This window comes from Streptomyces griseobrunneus, from assembly GCF_046713465.1.
Lineage (GTDB): Bacteria > Actinomycetota > Actinomycetes > Streptomycetales > Streptomycetaceae > Streptomyces > Streptomyces microflavus.
This window is the reverse complement of the sequence record NZ_CP177081.1, coordinates 22405-40589: the sequence shown is the minus strand read 5'-3', so window position 1 is coordinate 40589 and position 18185 is coordinate 22405. Positions and strand designations below refer to the sequence as shown.

Here is an 18185-nt window from a genome sequence, read left to right as displayed (position 1 = left end):
GGCCCCGCGGCCACGAGGGAGGCGGCACGCCCATGTCCTCAGCGGAGCCCACCGAGCAGACCGGCCCGGCCCTGCGGCCGCACGCGGACCGGGACCGGGCGCCCGCCCCGGCGCCGATGCCCGGACTCGCGGAGAGCGCACGCCTGCTCGCCGACTCCACCACCACCTCCACCGCACTCGTCGCCGACGCCCTCGCCCGGATCGAGGCCGCGCAGCCCTCCCTCAACGCCTTCCGCCACCTGCGGGCCGAAGCCGCCCTCGCGGAAGCCGCCGAGGCCGACCGCAGGCTCGCGGCGGGGGAGCGGCTGCCGCTGCTCGGTGTGCCGGTCGCCGTCAAGGACGACACCGATGTGGCGGGCCTGCCCACCCACTTCGGCTGCGACGGCGAACGGCCCCCGGCCACCGCCGACAGCGAGGCGGTCCGCCGGCTGCGCGCCGCCGGAGCCGTCATCGTCGGCAAGACCAACTCCTGCGAACTGGGCCAGTGGCCGTTCACCGAGGGCCCCGCCTTCGGCGCCACCCGCAACCCCTGGAACACCGCGCACACCCCCGGCGGCTCCTCCGGCGGTTCGGCGGCGGCCGTCGCCGCGGGCCTGGTCCCCGCCGCCCTCGGCTCGGACGGCGCCGGGTCCGTCCGCATCCCCGCCGCCTGGACCCACCTCGTCGGCATCAAGCCCCAGCGCGGCCGCGTCTCGGTCCACCCGCACCACGACGCCTTCCAGGGCCTCACCGTCAACGGCCCCCTCGCCCGTACGGTCGCCGACGCCGCGCTCCTGCTGGACGCGGCCGCGGGTGCGCACCCCGAGGACTTCCACCGCCCGCCCGCCGTCCGCGCGTCCGACGCCGCCCGCCGGGACCCGGGCCGCCTCCGGATCGCCCTCGCCTGGCGGCCCCCGCTCACCCTCACCGGCGCCGGCCCCGACCCCGAGGTGCGCCGGGCCGTCGCCGCGCTCGCCGAGACCCTGGCCCGGCTCGGCCACCACGTCGAGGAGGCCCGCCCCAGGTACGGGCTGATCGGCCTGGCCTTCGTCCCCCGCGCGACCGCCGGCATCGCCGAATTCGCCGCCCGCCACCCCGAACCGGCCCTCCTCGACCCCCGCACCCGCAGCGCCCTGCGGACCGGGACGCGGCTCGGCGGCCGGGTGGTGCGGGCCGCCCGCGCCCGCGAGGTGCGCCAGCACCGCCGGATCGGGGCACTCTTCGACGCCTCCGGGTACGACGTGCTCCTCACCCCGACGACCGCCGCACCCCCGCCCCGTATCGGCACCTTCGACCAGCTCGGCGCCTGGCGCACCGACGTCACGATGGCGGCCGCCTGCCCCTACGCCTGGCCGTGGAACGTCCTCGGCTGGCCCGGCGTGAACGTCCCGGCCGGCTTCACCCGCTCCGGCCTCCCCGTCGGCGCCCAGCTGCTCGGCCCCTCCCGCAGCGAGGAGCGGCTGATCGCCCTGGCCGCCCAGCTGGAGGACGACCTCCGCTGGTACGGACACCGCCCGCCTCCCCCGTAACCCGGAGTGGTCGCAGGGTCACCGGACCCCGTACGGACCGTGAAGCCGTACGGGGGCCTTGTGGAGCCACGGGCGGCGACGAGATATCTTGATGTCAAGCAATGTTGCAGACGTGGAGCGGAGCACCCGGTGACTGACTCGACCATCATCTATACGCACACCGACGAGGCCCCTGCCCTGGCGACCTATTCGCTCCTGCCCGTCGTCGAGGCCTACGCCTCGACCGCAGGAGTCACGGTGGAGCGCCGTGACATCTCCCTCGCGGGGCGGATCATCGCCAGCTTCCCGGAGCACCTCAAGGCCGAGCAGCGTATCGATGACGCACTCGCCGAGCTCGGCGCGCTGGCCAGGACCCCCGGCGCGAACATCATCAAGCTGCCCAACGTCTCGGCGTCGATCCCGCAGCTCAAGGCCGCGATCGCCGAGCTCCAGGAGCAGGGCTACGCGCTTCCGGACTACCCGGACGACCCGCAGACCGATGAGGCCGAGGACATCCGCGCCCGGTACGACAAGATCAAGGGCAGCGCCGTGAACCCGGTGCTGCGCGAGGGCAACTCCGACCGCCGCGCCCCCGCCTCCGTCAAGAACTACGCCAAGGCCCACCCGCACCGCATGGGCGCCTGGACGGCCGAGTCGAAGACGAACGTCGCCACCATGGGCGTCGACGACTTCCGCTCCACCGAGAAGTCCGCGGTCATCGCCGAGGACGGCTCGCTCCGTATCGAGCTGCACGGCGACGACGGCACCACCACCGTGCTGCGCGAGTCCGTACCCGTCCTGAAGGGCGAGGTCGTGGACGCGGCCGTCATGCGCGTCGCCGCGCTGCGCGAGTTCTTCACCGCGCAGGTCGCCCGTGCCAAGGCCGAGGGCGTGCTGTTCTCCGTGCACCTCAAGGCCACCATGATGAAGGTCTCCGACCCGATCATCTTCGGCCACGCGGTCCGCGCCTTCTTCCCGAACACCTTCGCCAAGTACGGCGACCAGCTCGTCGCCGCCGGTCTCACCCCGAACGACGGCCTGGGCGGCATCCTCAAGGGCCTGAACTCGCTGCCCGAGGCGGGCGCCGAGATCCAGGCGTCCTTCGAGGCCGAGCTCGCCGAGGGCCCGGCCCTCGCGATGGTCGACTCCGACAAGGGCATCACCAACCTGCACGTCCCCAGCGACGTCATCGTCGACGCCTCCATGCCGGCCATGATCCGCACCTCCGGCCACATGTGGGGCCCGGACGGCAACGAGGCCGACACCATCGCCGTCCTCCCGGACAGCAGCTACGCCGGTGTCTACCAGGTCGTCATCGACGACTGCCGCGCCAACGGCGCCTTCGACCCGTCGACCATGGGCTCGGTGCCCAACGTCGGTCTGATGGCGCAGAAGGCCGAGGAGTACGGCAGCCACGACAAGACCTTCGAGATCCCCGCCACCGGCACCGTGCGCGTCGTCGACACGGACGGCACCGTCGTGCTGGAGCAGGCCGTCGGCGCCGGTGACATCTTCCGGATGTGCCAGACCAAGGACGCGCCGATCCAGGACTGGGTCAAGCTCGCCGTCACCCGCGCCCGCGCCACCGGCAACCCGGCCGTGTTCTGGCTGGACGAGGGCCGCGCCCACGACGCCAACCTGATCGCCAAGGTCACCACGTACCTCGCCGACCACGACACGGACGGCCTGGACATCTCCATCCGGACCCCGGAGGAGGCCACCGCCTTCTCCCTGGAGCGCATCCGCCGCGGCGAGGACACCATCTCCGTCACCGGCAACGTGCTGCGTGACTACCTCACCGACCTCTTCCCGATCCTGGAGCTCGGCACCAGCGCGAAGATGCTCTCCGTCGTCCCGCTGATGAACGGCGGCGGCCTCTTCGAGACCGGCGCGGGCGGCTCGGCCCCCAAGCACGTCCAGCAGCTCGTCAAGGAGAACTACCTGCGCTGGGACAGCCTGGGCGAGTTCCTGGCTCTCGCGGTCAGCTTCGAGCACCTGGCCACCACCACGGACAACGCGCGGGCCCAGGTCCTCGCCGACACCCTGGACCGGGCGACCGGCACGTTCCTCAACGAGGACAAGTCCCCGAGCCGCCGCCTCGGTGGCATCGACAACCGCGGCAGCCACTTCTACCTGGCCCTCTACTGGGCCCAGGAGCTGGCGCAGCAGACCGACGACGCCAAGCTCGCCGAGGCGTTCGCGGCGCTCGCCAAGACGCTGGCCGAGCAGGAGGAGACCATCGTCGCCGAGCTGATCGCGGTGCAGGGCTCCCCGGCCGAGATCGGCGGCTACTACCAGCCCGACCCGGCCAAGGCCGAGGCGATCATGCGCCCGTCCGCCACGTTCAACAAGGCGATCGCGAGCCTCGCCTGACCTGATGTCGGGCGAACCCGTCCGCCCACCGTTCCGCCCCGACCGGCCCTGTGCCCGCCGGGGCGGTTCGCGTCTCCGGGTGTCCCGCGCGCCTCTCCGGCCCCTGTAACCCACGTACGCCTCCGGTGCACAGCGAACCCATCAGTTTCACGTGATCGGGCGAACGACCAATCCGCCTGGCCCACGGCTCCGAATGACGACCGTGAGGATCACCCGGACAGCCCTGACCCGCGGAACGCTCGCAGCCCTGAGCGGGCTGCTGGCGGGATTCGCCGCACTGACCGTCGCCGAACTCGTGTCGGCGGCCGTCAGGCCCGAAGCGAGTCCCGTGACAGCGGTCGGCGGGGCGGCCATCGACCGGACGCCTGCCGCGGTCAAGGACTTCGCGATCCGGAACTTCGGCGAGAACGACAAACTCGTCCTGCAGCTCGGCATCGTCGTGACGCTCGCCCTCTTCGCCCTCGCCGTCGGCGTACTGGCGCTGCGTTACCGGCGTACCGGTTCCGCCGCCGTCCTGGCCTTCGGTGTGGTCGGCGCCGCCTCCGCCGTCAGCCGCCCGGACTCCACCGGCGTGGCCGACGGACTTCCGTCGCTGGTGGGAGCGGTGGCCGGGGCGATCCTGCTGTACGTCCTCATCGGCAGGCTCGCCCGGCCGCGCCGCATCCCGGGGGAGGAGCAGGAGGAGAACGAGGGCGGCTGGGACCGCCGGGGCTTCCTGATCGCCGCCACCGCCGCGGCCGCCGCCTCCACCGTCGCGGGAGCGGTCGGCCGGACACTCAACGGCCGCAGCGCTCAGGACGCCGTCGCCTCCCGTGAGGGCGCCCGGCTGCCCGCCCCGGCCTCGCCCGCCGAGCCGATCCCGGCCGGAGCGCAGCTGCGGGTGCCCGGCCTCCCCCCGTTCACCACCCCCAACAACAAGTTCTACCGGGTGGACACGGCCCTGGTGGTCCCCAAGGTCGACGCGAACACCTGGCGGCTGCGCATCCACGGCAAGGGCGTACGGCGAGACCTGGAGCTCACCTACCAGGACCTGCTGGACCGGCCCCTGATCGAGCGCGAGATCACCCTGTGCTGCGTCTCCAACGAGGTCGGCGGCCCCTACATCGGCCACGCCAGGTGGATCGGCGTACGCCTGTCCGACCTGCTCAAGGAGGCGGGCGTCAAGCCGCCGTCCCGGGGCGGCAAGGCCGACCAGATCATCGCCCGCTCGGTGGACGGCATGACGCTCGGCACCCCCGTCGAGGACGTCATGGACGGCCGCGACGCGATGCTCGCCGTGGGCATGAACGGCGAACCGCTGCCCTTCGTCCACGGGTTCCCCGTCCGTATGCTCGTCCCCGGCCTGTACGGGTACGTCTCGGCCTGCAAGTGGATCGAGGACATCGAGCTCACCACCTTCGACGACTACGACGCGTACTGGGTGAAGCGCAAGTGGGCCCGCAAGGCCCCGATCAAGACCCAGTCCCGGATCGACACCCCCAAGCCCTTCGGCCGCCCCGAGGCCGGCACGGTCATGGTCGCCGGAGTGGCCTGGGCCCAGCACCGGGGCATCGAGAAGGTCGAGATCCGCGTCGACGACGGCCCGTGGCGCCCGGCCCAACTGGCCGAGCAGGACACCGTCGACACCTGGCGCCAGTGGTCCTACCCCTGGAAGGCCACCCCCGGCGGCCACACCCTCACCGTCCGCGCCACCGACGGCACGGGCGAGGTCCAGACCGAGAAGCGGACCAAGACCGTCCCGGACGGTGCCAGTGGCTGGCACTCCGTCGTGGTCTCCGTCGACTGACCCCAACAGACCTCCCTTCAGCAGTACTTCATCCCGTTTCCCCTTAAGAATGATTCAGGAGAATTCCATGAACGCCCTTCGCCACCGCCGTGCAGCCGTCGCCGTCGTCGCCGCCGTCCTGCTGCCCCTGTCGCTGACCGCCTGCGCCGAGGACAGCTCGGACAAGGCGTCCGACAGCTCGTCCGCCGCGGGGTCGACCCCCGAGGAGTCGAAGCCGGCCGCCGGTGACGACACGTCGACCGACAAGCCGTTCGGCCCGGCCTGTGCCGGCGTCCCGACGGAGGGCGCGGGCAGCTTCGACGGCATGGCGAAGGACCCGGTCGCCACCGCCGCCTCCAACAACCCCGCGCTCTCCACGCTCGTCACCGCCGTGCAGAAGGCCGGCCTCGTCGACACCCTCAACAACGCCGAGAACATCACGGTGTTCGCGCCCACCAACGACGCCTTCGCCAAGATCCCGAAGGCCGACCTGGACGCGGTTCTCAACGACAAGGCCATGCTCACCAAGATCCTCACCTACCACGTCGTGGGCGAGAAGCTCACCCCGCAGCAGCTGGAGAGCGGCACGTTCGACACGCTGCAGAAGAGCACTCTGACCACGGCCGGCTCCGGCGAGTCGTACAAGGTCAACGACAGCGCCAACGTGGTCTGCGGCAACGTTCCGACCGCCAACGCCACCGTCTACATCATCGACACGGTGCTGATGCCGAAGTAGTCGGGCGGCAGTCTCCTGCCGTGACAGACCGCCCCGCTGCGGGAGGGCCCCTATCAACCCCCAGGGCCCTCCCGCGGCGGGGCTTTCGCCGTCACGGGCCGAAGACCCTCCCCAGCGCCTCCTTCAACTCCCCGACCGTCGGCGGGCGTAGGCAGGCGCTGAGGTAGCCGTCCGGGCGCACCACGAACGCGGCACCCTCCTCGATGCCGTACCGCCGTGCGAACTCGCCCTGGCTGTCGTGGTGATGGGGGACCCCGGGGGTCACCTCGCAGGGGGCGTCGGCGGGCAGGATCCGGCACGTCTCCATGCGCCCCTGGGACAACTCCTGTGCAGCAGCCGCGAGATCGGCGGGTGTGTCACCGGCCGGGTGGTTCCCGTACACCAGCAGGACGTGGGCGCGCCCGCGCAGCAGGTCGAAGAGACGCACCGGGTAGGCGGCGATGTCCCCGGTGAGGCCGCCGCAGTCCGGGGCCCGGTCGCCGGGCCGGAGCGTCGCCCCGTCCGGCCGGGGCAGCGGCGTCACGAGCGGGCTCTCCCGGTAGCCGATCAGCAGCTGGGCCTCGCGGAGCATCAGCGTCTCAGGGTCCGTCGGGTCGGCCTGGACGCCCTCGGCGGCATGGCGGACGGTCCGGCCCACCACCTCCTCGCCCACCGGGTGCCGCTCCGCGTCGTAACTCGCCACCAGGCCCGGGTGGGCGGCGCCCCCGACGGCCAGGGCGAGCTTCCACGCCAGATTGCAGGCGTCCTGGACACCCGTGTTCATGCCCTGGGCGCCGGTCGGCGGATGGATGTGCGCCGCGTCCCCGGCGACGAACACCCGGCCCTCCCCGTACCGGTCCACCAGCCGGTGGCTGATCCGGAACACCGAGGACCAGCGCAGCGTGGACGCGGTGACCGGCTCCGGCGCCAGCCGGTCCAGGACCTTCTGGATGTCGGCGAGCGCGGGAGCCGTGCCGCCCTCCAACCCGTGGGCCACCCCGTCGCCGTCCGCCGTTCCGGAGGCCTGCCGGGCGGCGGACAGCTCGGGCGGCACCAGCATCGACATCCGGTAGCGGCCGTTCCCCGGCAGCGGGATGCAGACCAGCAGGTCGTCGATGGCACCGTCCTCGCCGCGGTGCATGGACCGCACCCCGTACCCGGGCGGCAGTCCCCAGCCCACCTCCACATCGGCGAGCATGTACTCCTCCGGGAACGCGCCGCCCTCGAAGGTGAGCCCGAGCCCCTTGCGGACCACGCTGTGGGCCCCGTCGCACCCCACCAGGAACCGGGACCGGACCTCCTCCTCGGCCCCGGAAGCGGTGGTGAGCCTGCTGGTCACCCCGGCGGGGTCCTGGGCGAACGCCACCAGCTCGGTCGAGCGCTCGATCCCGGTACCGAACCGCCCGAGGAACTCCTCCAGGACGCGTTCGGTCTCGTACTGCGGCAGCGCGGCGAAGCCGTACGGCACCTCGGGCGGGAGGACGAGCTCGATCCGGCCCTGCTCGGCCCCGTTCACGTACGTCAGCTGCCCGCGCATCGCGACCGCCGCGTCCAGCACCTCCCGCACCAGGCCCATCCGGTCGAAGAGCTCCAGGGTGCGCGGCTGGATCCCCACCGCCTTGGCGTACGGCAGCCGGGCCGGGAGGCGGTCCACGATCCGGCAGGAGACCCCCGACCGCCGCAGCTCGGCGGCGAGCGTCAGCCCGACCGGGCCGGCGCCCGCGACGAGTACATCGGTCACTTCGTTGCGTGCCACCGGGGCCTCCCGCCGTGGCCCCCCTGCTTACGGTCCCCTCCATCGTCCTGCCATCGGCGGTCTCCGGCACCCGGGGACCCTCACGCCCCAGCGGGCGCGGGCGGTGGGGTCATCGCCCACCGGATGGTCCTGGTCAGGGCCTTCCCGGCGGGCCGTACGCAGACCTCCTCGACCCCCGGCACCCGGGGAAGCCGCAGCGGCTCCCGGGCCCACGGCGGCAGGGCGGCCACCGCGTTGGCGGCGAGTACGGCGTACGGGGGACGGGCCGGCCAGGGCAGCGGCGGGTGCAGCAGAATGAAGCGGGCCGCGTCCAGGGCCTCCTGGGTGGCGCGCAGCTCCGGGCGGTAGGCGGCGATGCGCGTCGCCAGCTCCGCGCGGTCGTGCGGCGGGTCGGGGATGCCGAGGGCACGGGCCACCGTCGCCATGTCGTGGATGTATCCGTCGCACCCGGCGCCGTCCAGCGGCCGCGCCCCGTACCGCTGGTGGGCGCGGAGGAAGCTGTCCACCTCGGCGATGTGCACCCAGCACAGCAGGTGCGGGTCGGCCGCGTGGTACGGCTCACCGGACGGCGCGATTCCGCGCACCCCCTCGTGCACGGCCCGTACGCGGTCGACCGCCTCCTGGGCGTGCTCGGTCGTACCGAACGTGGTCACCGCCAGGAACGTGCTGGTCCGCTGGAGCCGCCCCCACGGATCGCCCTTGAACCCCGAGTGGCCGGCGACGGCGGCCATCGCGAGGGGGTGCAGCGACTGGAGGAGCAGGGCGCGCAGCCCGCCGATGAACATGGACGCGTCCCCGTGCACCCGGCGCACCGGCCGGTCCGGGCCGAACCAGCGGGGGCCGGGGGTGCCGTGGATCCGGGCCCGGTTCTCCGGCCCGGAGGGACCCGCGACCCGGGAGAACAGGGACCGGCCCAGCCGTTCCCGTGCACCGGATCCTGGCTGCTCTCTGTCCATGCCTCCCAGTATGCGGGCCCGTGGAGAAGTCCCTACGGCACCCGGGCCGTCCACTCCGGCGTGGCGAACTTCGTCCGTACGAGCTCCTCGGCGCGCGCCAGCTCGGCGTCGGTGACGCTGCCCGCGGTGAGGCCGTGGCGCTTGCGGAACGACTCGATCATGCGCTCGATCACGGCCTGGCGCGGCAGACCGGTCTGCCGGCGCAACGGGTCGACACGCTTCTTCGCCGACCGGGTGCCCTTGTCGGACATCTTCTCCTTGCCGATCCGCAGCACCTCCAGCATCTTGTCGGCATCGATGTCGTACGCCATGGTCACGTGGTGCAGCACGGCCCCGGGACCGCCGTCCGGCCCCACCACCCGCTTCTGCGCCGCCCCCGCGATCTTGCCGACCTCGGTGGCGATGTCGTTGAGCGGCTGGTACCAGGCCTTGATGCCCATGTCCGCGAGGGCTTCGAGGACCCAGTCGTCCAGATAGGCGTAACTGTCGGCGAAGGAGAGGCCCGAGACGAGGGACTGCGGGACGGCCAGCGAGTAGGTGATGGTGGAGCTCGGCTCGGCGAACATCGCGCCGCCGCCGGAGATCCGGCGTACGACGCTCACCCCGTGCCGCTCCACGCCCGCCGGATCGACCTCGTTGCGCAGCGACTGGAAGCTGCCGATGATCACTGCGGGGGAGTCCCACTCCCAGACCCGCAGCGTCGGCGGACGCAGCCCCGCCGCCACCTCGGCGGTGATGACCTCGTCCAGCGCCATGTGCAGCGCGGGCGACTGCGGGGCCTCGTGGATCAGCTGCCAGTCGTAGTCGCTCCACTCCGTGGCCTGCGCCAGCGCCCGGCGTACGGCGATGGCGACACCCTCCGCACTCAGCCCGAGCATCACCGTGGAGTCGGGCAGCGCCGCCTCGATCCGGGCCGCGAGTCCCGCCGTGTCCGTGTTGGCCGGAGCACCCTCCAGGGCCGCGTCGATCGCCAGGATCGCCTCGTCGGGTTCGAGGAAGAAGTCCCCGGCGACGCGGACGTTCCGCAGCGCCCCGCCCTCGACGTCCAGGTCCACCACGACCAGCTTGCCGCCGGGAACCTTGTACTCACCGTGCACAGCGCCGCCTCCAGCTCCAGTTCCGCGGTCCGGCTCGGTGATGAGCCGGACACAACCGGCTATAACGCACGCGGGGGCGTCGATCATCCCCCGTTCATGTACCGGTGTGCGCCGGGACGGTCCGCTGCTCGGGCCCGTTGTAGACGCCGAGCGGGCGGATCAGCGCGTTGTGTTCGAGCTGTTCGCTGATGTGGGCGCTCCACCCGGTGACCCGGCTCATCACGAAGACCGGGGTGAAGGCCGCGATGTCGAACCCCATCAGGTGGTACGCGAGCCCGGCGGGGTAGTCCAGGGTGGGGTGGTGGCCCGGCCGGGGCGGGTGCCGGCGGCCGGGCGGCACAGGTTCGCGGGCGGCTCAGGCCCCGGGCGGCAGCGTGAAGTCGAAGACCGCTGAGTCGAAGGCGCCGTACTCCTCGTAACCGAGCACCTCGTACAGTCGCGAACGCGTCTGCATCCGGGGCAGCAGGGCCTGTTGGGTGCCTTCGGCGGCCAGGGTCCGCAGCCCGTCCTCGACCGCGCCCATCGCGAGGCGGAAGAGGGTGACGGGGTAGAGCGCGATGTTGTAGCCGAGGCTCTCCAGCGTCGCCGTGTCCAGCAGCGGTCCCTTGCCGAACTCCGTCATGTTCGCCAGCAGCGGTACGTCGACGGCGGCCCGGAACGCCTCGAACTCACCCTCGTCCGCGAGCGCTTCGGGGAAGACGGCGTCCGCGCCCGCGTCCACGTACGCCTTCGCGCGGTCGATCGCCGCTTCGAGGCCCTCGGGGCCCCGGCGTCGGTGCGGGCCATCAGCAGGAAGTCCGGATCGCGGCGGGCGTCGGCGGCGGCCCGCACCTTGCGGACCATCTCCGCGCGCCCCACGAGCGTCTTGCCGTCCAGGTGGCCGCACCGCTTGGGGTTGACCTGGTCCTCCAGGTGCAGCCCGGCGAGCCCCGCGTCCTCCATCAACTGGACCGTGCGCGCCGCGTTCATCGGCTCGCCGAAGCCCGTGTCCGCGTCGGTCAGGGCGGGCAGATCCGTGACCCGGGCGATCTGCTGGGCCCGCGCTGCGATCTCGGTCGACGAGGTCAACCCGATTTCGGGTAGCGCCAGTTCGGCGGCGAGTACCGCCCCCGACAGATACAACGCCTCGAACCCGGCCTCCTGGATCAGCCGCGCCGAGTACGGGTTGATCGCGCCCGGCATCCGCAACAGCCGGTCCTGGTCCCCGGCCGCGACGATGCCCTCCGCCAGCGTCCGGAACTTCGCCACGTACCCCGAACGGTCGAAGGGCCGGGCCCCCGCCGGATGCGCGTCGGCCACCGCCAGCTCGTCCTCGATCACCGTGCCGTCCACCAGGGTCACCACCGCCCGGCCGCCGAAGGCCCGCCGCTCCGGGTCCGGGTCGTGGTAGCGCCGGGTCCACTCCGGGTCCTCCACCGTGGAGATCCGCTGCCACAGCTCGACCGTCCCGGGCCGCTGCGCCCGCTCGGGGGCGTACGACCACTCGTGGTGCCAGACACCGTCCTCCAGCGCCACCGCGAAGATGCACGGCACCGAGTGGTCGAGCGTCTCGCGGCTCGCCGCCGGATCGTACTTCTGCGGGTCCCCGGAACCGGAGCCGATCACCTGGTGGGTGTGGTGGCTGGTGTGCAGCACGATCGAGCGGATCTGCTCCATCCTCGTGGAAACACGGAACATCCCGCGGCCGGTATCCTGACTCCCGGATCAGCGCGCGCCCTCATGCCTTCCCGACGGCTTCTGCACCGTCAGTGGCGTGTCCTGCGAGGACGGACTCCCCGGTCACAGTGGCGGGACCGCGCCGGATTCGCACCGGCTTCCCTGACACCACGGGCCTTGAGGGCGACCGGCTGCACACCGCTCACCCCGCTGCTCACGAACATATGGTTGGACGTCCTGGTAAGTCCACCCCGCCTCGCCCCCCGGCACGATCGCCCGCCTCGCCCCCGGCATGTCCGCCCGCCCCGCTCCTGGCATGATCGGCCGACATGAGCGACGCACCACGGCACATCCTCGTCATCGGCATGGGAGCCGGCGACCCCGACCATCTGACGCTCGCCGCGGTGAAGGCGATGCGCCGGGCCCAGGTCTTCTTCGTGCTCGGCAAGGGCCGGGAGAAGGAGTCCCTGACCCGGCTGCGGCGGGACATCCTGGAGGAGCACCTCACCGGCCCCTACCGGGTCGTCGAGGCCGAGGACCCCTGGCGGGACCGGACCCAGGACGACCGCGGTCGCTACACCTCGGCGGTGCACGACTGGCGCCACCGCCGCGCCGACACCTGCGAACGCCTGATCACCGAGGAGCTGGCACCGGGGGAGTGCGGGGCCTTCCTTGTGTGGGGCGACCCGTCCCTGTACGACAGCACCCTGGCGATCCTGGAGGACATCCGTGCCCGGGGCACGGTGGAATTCGGCCATGAGGTGATCCCCGGGATCAGCAGCGTCTCCGCGCTCGCCGCCCGCCACCGCATCACCCTGAACCAGGTCGGCCGCCCCATCCACATCACCCCCGGCAGGCGGCTCGCCGAGGGGTTCCCGGACGACGACGGCGACATCGTGGTGATGCTCGACGGCCACGAGAGCTTCACCCATCTGACCGGCAGGGACCTGTGGATCTACTGGGGCGCCTACATCGGCACCCCCGACGAACTCCTGGTCTCCGGCCCCCTGGACGAGGTCGCCGAGCGGATCAGCCAGGTGCGCGCCGAGGCCCGCGAACGGCACGGCTGGATCATGGACACCTATCTGCTGCGCCACCGGCCGGACGGCCCGGAGGGCGCGGACGCCGCGCACCGCGCAGGCGGTACGGCCGGCTGAGGCCCCGGCCCGCGAGCAGGGGCTCCGGACAGGGGCGGCGGATCGCGTCGTGGCGCGGGCGGCCGCCGCACCTCGTCGCCGGGCCGGCCGGAGGTCAGCTCCGGGACTCGTGCGCCCGGATCACTCCGAGCCCGTGGCCGAGGCTCGGGCACTCGGCGGTCAGGTCGTCCCCCCGCACCAGATAGTCGTGCACGCGCCCGTCGGCGGGCCGCTCGACGGCCCGGTACAGGGTGCCGTTCACCGTGATAGTCCAGTCGTCGCCGTCCTGGGCCCACCCGACTGTCTTCTTCATATTCGCGCTTCCCTCACTCGTCGCCACCGCGGGTCGGCGGCCGTGTATTGGCAAGAAGAACGGCCTGTGACGCTCTGTGGTTCCGGCTCGCCTACGCCATTCGGTTACATCTGGGTCACCATGCCCGCACGACCTGACCGGAAGTCAGCGAACCGGCGACGAAAGGCGGAACAGGGCGGGGAGGGCCGACACGTGCTGCCTGCCCGGGGCCGGATCTTGCCAGGCTGCCGATCCGGTCCCGGGCAGTGAGTGCGGGAGCGCCCGCTCCGCGCCCCCGCACCCACCATTCGGCGCCGCCCGCCGGGCCGGATTGGTGCGCGGACCGATCCGACGCCCTCAGTCACCCGTTCGGAGGACGTTCCACGGCAGTACGGAACTTGCCCGGAGGCCGTGTCTCACATCGCCGTCCGAAGTGTGAACAACGGTGTGCGCCGGGCGGTCGTCCCCTTAGGCTGACCGGTGCAGCTGGTTCGCCCTGTCCGCCAGGCAGGGTGTCGTAAGAGGGAACCCGGTGGGAATCCGGGACTGCCCCGCAGCGGTGAGTGGGAACGACCGCCGTCATACGCACTGGGCCCGGCCGGGTCTGGGAAGCGACGGCCAGTAGGTGTCTGCCCCGGCAGGCGTGCCCGCGAGTCCGAAGACCTGCCCGTTGCCCGCACGCGACCGTTCGCGTGCGGAGTTCCCGGTGACCTCGTGGGCGGGTCGGCGTACCTTCGGGTGGACGGACACGGTCGATGTGTCGCGTATCCGCCCGATTCGTCATCCCTTCGCGTCCGCGTCCCGTCCCGGGATCAGCTGGAGACATGCTCGCGAAGGAGAGTCACGTGACAGCGAAGCCCGCAGCCGCGGCAGCACGGGCCACCGTGTACGGCTACCCCCGCCAGGGTCAGAACCGTGAACTGAAGAAGGCCATCGAGGGCTACTGGAAGGGCCGCGTCGACGCGGACACCCTCCGGCAGACCGCCGCCGAACTGCGCAGCGGAACCTGGCAGCAGCTCGCCGAGGCCGGAGTCCACGAAGTGCCGACCGGTGATTTCTCGTACTACGACCACGTCCTGGACACCAGTGTGATGGTCGGCGCTGTCCCCGAGCGGCACCGCGAGGCCGTCCGCACCGACGCCCTCGACGGCTACTTCGCCATGGCCCGCGGTACGCAGGACGTGGCGCCGCTCGAAATGACGAAGTGGTTCGACACCAACTACCACTACCTGGTGCCCGAGTTGGGCCCGGACACGGTGTTCACCGCCGACTCCGCCAAGCAGGTCGCCGAACTCAAGGAAGCCCTCGCGCTGGGCCACACCCCGCGTCCGGTCCTCGTCGGCCCCGTCACCTACCTCCTGCTCGCCAAGGCGGCCCCCGGTGTGGCCGCCGACTTCGAGCCGCTGACCCTGCTGGAACGGCTCCTCCCGGTGTACGCCGAGGTCCTCGCCGACCTCCGGGCCGCGGGCGCCGAATGGGTACAGCTGGACGAGCCCGCCCTCGTCCAGGACCGGACCCCGGCCGAGCTGAACGCCGCCGCCCGCGCCTACCGCGAGCTCGGCGGCCTCACCGACCGGTCCAAGCTGCTGGTCGCCTCCTACTTCGGGCGGCTCGGCGAGGCGCTGCCGGTGCTGGCCAAGTCCCCGGTCGAGGGACTCGCGCTGGACTTCACCGAGTCGGGCGCCGGGAACCTCGCCGACCTCGCGGCGGCGGGCGGACTGCCCGGCAAGCGGCTGGTCGCGGGCGTCGTCAACGGCCGCAACATCTGGATCAACGACTACGAGAAGTCCCTCGCCACCCTCGGCACCCTCCTCGGCCTCGCCGACGACGTCGACGTCTCCGCCTCCAGCTCCCTCCTGCACGTCCCGCTGGACGCCGGAGCCGAGCACGACATCGACCCGCAGATCGCCCGCTGGCTCGCCTTCGCCAAGCAGAAGACCCAGGAGATCGTCGTCCTGGCGCGCGGCTTGTCCGGCGGCACCGACGCCATCACCGCCGAACTCGCCGCCAACCGGGCCGACCTGGCCTCCCGCGCCGACGCCGTCATCACCCGCGACCCGGCAGTCCGGGCCCGTACGGCGGCCATCACCGACGCCGACGGCCGCCGCTCCCAGCCGTACACCGAGCGCTCCGCCGCCCAGCGCGCCCACCTCGGTCTGCCGCTGCTGCCGACCACCACGATCGGCTCGTTCCCGCAGACCACCGAACTGCGCACCGCCCGTGCGGACCTGCGGGCCGGCCGCATCGACGAGGCCGGGTACGAGGAGCGCATCAAGGACGAGATCCGCGAGGTGCTCTCCTTCCAGGAGAAGGCCGGGATCGACGTCCTGGTGCACGGCGAGCCCGAACGCAACGACATGGTGCAGTACTTCGCGGAGCAGCTCACCGGCTACCTCGCCACCCAGCACGGCTGGGTGCAGTCCTACGGCACCCGCTACGTCCGGCCGCCGGTCCTGGCCGGGGACATCTCGCGCCCCGAGCCGATGACGGTGCGCTGGACGACGTACGCGCAGTCGCTGACCGAGCGCCCCGTCAAGGGCATGCTCACCGGCCCGGTCACCATGCTCGCCTGGTCCTTCGTCCGCGACGACCAGCCGCTCGGCGAGACCGCCCGCCAGGTGGCCCTGGCCCTGCGCGACGAGGTCACCGACCTCGAGGCGAACGGCACTTCGGTGATCCAGGTCGACGAGCCCGCGCTCCGCGAAACATTGCCGCTGCGGGCCGCCGAGCACGCCGCGTACCTGGAGTGGGCGACGGAGTCCTTCCGGCTCGCCACCGCCGGGGTGCGGCCGGACACCCAGATCCACACCCACATGTGCTACGCGGAGTTCGGCGACATCGTCCAGGCCATCGACGACCTCGACGCCGACGTCATCAGCCTGGAGGCCGCCCGCTCGCACATGCAGGTCGCCCGCGAACTGGCCGCCCACGGCTACCCCCGTGAGGCCGGACCCGGCGTCTACGACATCCACTCCCCGCGCATCCCGAGCGTCGAGGAGGCGGCGGCCCTGCTGCGCAAGGGGCTTGAGGCCATCCCGGCGGCACGACTGTGGGTGAACCCCGACTGCGGCCTGAAGACCCGGGGGTGGCCCGAGACCCGGACCTCCCTGGAGAACCTGGTCGCCGCCGCGCGGGAGATCCGCGCGGAGCTGCCAACCGAAGCGGCGTGATCCGGCCCGGTGCGGGAGCGGCGACCGCCGCTCCCGCACCGGGACATCCGTTCTGCGGGCCGGTTCTCCCGACCCGGTTCTGGGGCAGGCCGGTTCGGAGGCCCGGCCGGCCGGAGTGCGTTCTTCCCCAGCGGTGGAGTTAGGTTAGCCTAACCAGCGAATCCCGGTTGTGGATCATGCACTTCGATCGAAGGGCTTCGCCATGGAGCGTGCTCAGGGCCTGCTGTCCGCCGAAATCCCCCTGGGGCGTGCGGTGTGAGCGCCGGTACGGGAGCCTCTCTCGCGGGCGGTGTGCACGGCCCGGGCCACCTGCGCGCCCTGACCGCGGTCGTCCTGGACACCCTGGAGTCCGCCGCCCGGACCCGGGGCGGACCGATCCCCGCCGGAGGACCGGACGCCGTGGCCCGGCGGACCGGCGCCCTGTGCGCCCCGGTACTCCCCGAGGAGGGCATCGGCGCCGAGGCCGCGCTCGGGGACCTGGTGCGCGCGGTCGCCGAGGGGGCCGCCGACCCGGCCGACCCCGCGTGCGTCGCCCACCTGCACTGCCCGCCGCTCGCCGTGGCGGTCGCGGCGGAGCTGGCTGCGGCGGCCCTCAACCCCTCCATGGACTCCTGGGACCAGGCGCCCGCCGCCGGGGTGATCGAGGAGCTGACCACAGCCGCACTGGCCCGGCTCGTCCACCCGGAGGCCCCCGCGCCCGACGCCCTCATCACCAGCGGCGGCACCGAGTCCAACCTGGTCGCCCTGCTCCTCGCCCGGGAACGAGCGGCCGCGGGAGCGGACCGGCCCCTGCGGGTGGTGACCGGCGCCAACGCCCACCACAGCGTCCACCGGGCCGCCTGGACGCTCGGCCTCCCCGCCCCGGCCGTCGTCGCCTGCCACGGCGGCCGGATCGACCCCGCCGCCCTCGACCGGACCCTGGCCGGACTCGGCGGCGGACCGACCCTGGTCGTCGCCACCGCAGGGACCACCGACGAGGGGCGCATCGACCCGCTCCCCGAGATCGCCCGGATCGCGGACCGGTACGGCGCCGAGCTCCACGTCGACGCCGCGTACGGCGGGCCGCTGCTGTTCAGTGAGCGCCTGGCGCCCCGGCTCGCGGGGCTCGACCGCGCCGTCTCCGTAACCTTCGACCTGCACAAGCTCGGCTGGCAGCCGGTCGCCGCCGGGGTGCTGGCCGTCGCGGACACCGCCCTGCTCGCCCCGCTGTTCCTGCGCACCGACTACCTCAACGCCGACGACGACACCGAGGCCGGGCTCCCCGACCTGCTCGGCCGCTCGATCCGTACGACCCGGCGCCCCGACGCACTGAAGATCGCGGTCACCTTCCGGGCGCTGGGACGCCGTGGACTGAGCGAACTGGTCGAGCACTGCGTACGTACGGCGGAGGAGTTCGGCCGGGCCGTCGACGCCCGGCCCGCACTGCGCCGCCGGTGCGGCGGGATCGGGATCAGTACCGTGCTGTTCCGGCCGGTGGTGGCCGACGCGCTGGAACCGGCTGCCGGGGACGCCGTCGTCGCCGAGATCCGCCGCACGCTGCTCATGGACGGCCGGACCGTCCTCGGCCGAGCGGTGGCCGAGGACGGCGACGGGAGGCGCCGGCTCTGGCTCAAGGCCACTCTGCTGCACCCGAACGCGGCGACGGCCGAACTGGCCCCGCTGCTGGACCTGGTGACGGAGGCGGCGGAGCGGGCGGCCGCCGAAGGCGGCGATGGAGGCGGCCGGGGCGATACCGACGCCCCGGCGGCGGAAAGGCTGTCGCCATGACGTTGCCGACGCGCA

11 protein-coding genes, 3 pseudogenes and 2 riboswitches are annotated in these 18185 nt (G+C 72.7%); of the genes and pseudogenes, 7 read left to right on the top strand and 7 right to left on the bottom strand.

Features of this window, described 5'->3' with window-relative positions:
- Positions 1 to 32: 32 nt before the first annotated feature.
- The 4 genes from ACK8N7_RS37555 (at position 33) to ACK8N7_RS37540 (ending at position 6361) form a co-directional block, all read left to right on the top strand.
- On the top strand, positions 33 to 1508 hold the full coding sequence (locus ACK8N7_RS37555; protein WP_500446065.1) for an amidase: 1476 nt from the start codon (positions 33 to 35) through the stop codon (positions 1506 to 1508).
- Positions 1509 to 1637: 129 nt separating this feature from the next.
- Positions 1638 to 3860, top strand: a complete 2223-nt coding sequence (locus tag ACK8N7_RS37550; protein WP_403217683.1) for an NADP-dependent isocitrate dehydrogenase — start codon at positions 1638 to 1640, stop codon at positions 3858 to 3860.
- Between the two features lie 193 nt (positions 3861 to 4053).
- On the top strand, positions 4054 to 5646 hold the full coding sequence (locus ACK8N7_RS37545; RefSeq protein ID WP_500446063.1) for a molybdopterin-dependent oxidoreductase: 1593 nt from the start codon (positions 4054 to 4056) through the stop codon (positions 5644 to 5646).
- 67 nt (positions 5647 to 5713) lie between these two features.
- The gene (locus tag ACK8N7_RS37540) at positions 5714 to 6361 is read left to right on the top strand and encodes a fasciclin domain-containing protein (RefSeq protein WP_403217681.1); all 648 of its coding nucleotides are present in this window, start codon (positions 5714 to 5716) and stop codon (positions 6359 to 6361) included.
- Between the two features lie 91 nt (positions 6362 to 6452).
- Here the strand turns inward: ACK8N7_RS37540 and ACK8N7_RS37535 are convergent, their stop codons facing one another.
- The 6 genes and pseudogenes from ACK8N7_RS37535 to ACK8N7_RS37510 form a co-directional block, all read right to left on the bottom strand.
- Positions 6453 to 8096, bottom strand: a complete 1644-nt coding sequence (locus ACK8N7_RS37535) for an FAD-dependent monooxygenase (RefSeq protein ID WP_500446061.1) — start codon at positions 8094 to 8096, stop codon at positions 6453 to 6455.
- Positions 8097 to 8176: 80 nt separating this feature from the next.
- Entirely contained in the window at positions 8177 to 9052 is an 876-nt protein-coding gene (locus tag ACK8N7_RS37530; RefSeq protein ID WP_403217679.1) for an oxygenase MpaB family protein, read from the bottom strand.
- Between the two features lie 32 nt (positions 9053 to 9084).
- Positions 9085 to 10149, bottom strand: coding sequence for a lipoate-protein ligase LplAB (lplAB, locus tag ACK8N7_RS37525; RefSeq protein WP_500446059.1), 1065 nt, complete (start codon positions 10147 to 10149; stop codon positions 9085 to 9087).
- A 94-nt stretch (positions 10150 to 10243) separates the two neighbouring features.
- Positions 10244 to 10462, bottom strand: a pseudogene (locus ACK8N7_RS37520) (citrate/2-methylcitrate synthase); the annotation flags it as partial.
- A gap of 42 nt (positions 10463 to 10504) precedes the next feature.
- Positions 10505 to 11343, bottom strand: a pseudogene (gene prpB / locus ACK8N7_RS37515) (methylisocitrate lyase); the annotation flags it as partial.
- Positions 11335 to 11802, bottom strand: a pseudogene (locus tag ACK8N7_RS37510) (MmgE/PrpD family protein); the annotation flags it as partial. The pseudogenes ACK8N7_RS37510 and prpB, both read right to left, overlap by 9 nt.
- Before the next feature lie 12 nt (positions 11803 to 11814).
- A riboswitch (cobalamin riboswitch) is annotated at positions 11815 to 11993 on the bottom strand.
- A 141-nt stretch (positions 11994 to 12134) separates the two neighbouring features.
- Between ACK8N7_RS37510 and cobF the strand changes: the two are divergent.
- The gene (cobF, locus tag ACK8N7_RS37505) at positions 12135 to 12962 is read left to right on the top strand and encodes a precorrin-6A synthase (deacetylating) (RefSeq protein ID WP_500446057.1); all 828 of its coding nucleotides are present in this window, start codon (positions 12135 to 12137) and stop codon (positions 12960 to 12962) included.
- A gap of 94 nt (positions 12963 to 13056) precedes the next feature.
- Here the strand turns inward: cobF and ACK8N7_RS37500 are convergent, their stop codons facing one another.
- Positions 13057 to 13254: a hypothetical protein gene (locus ACK8N7_RS37500; protein ID WP_403217676.1), complete on the bottom strand. Its 198-nt coding sequence runs from the start codon at positions 13252 to 13254 to the stop codon at positions 13057 to 13059.
- A gap of 449 nt (positions 13255 to 13703) precedes the next feature.
- Positions 13704 to 13918: riboswitch (cobalamin riboswitch) on the top strand.
- A gap of 160 nt (positions 13919 to 14078) precedes the next feature.
- On the opposite strand from ACK8N7_RS37500, the gene metE reads away from it, so the two are divergent.
- Together metE and ACK8N7_RS37490 are read left to right on the top strand one after the other, a co-directional pair.
- Positions 14079 to 16403, top strand: coding sequence for a 5-methyltetrahydropteroyltriglutamate--homocysteine S-methyltransferase (metE, locus tag ACK8N7_RS37495; protein WP_403217675.1), 2325 nt, complete (start codon positions 14079 to 14081; stop codon positions 16401 to 16403).
- 255 nt (positions 16404 to 16658) lie between these two features.
- Entirely contained in the window at positions 16659 to 18170 is a 1512-nt protein-coding gene (locus tag ACK8N7_RS37490; RefSeq protein WP_500446054.1) for a pyridoxal phosphate-dependent decarboxylase family protein, read from the top strand.
- The last annotated feature ends 15 nt before the right edge of the window (positions 18171 to 18185 follow it).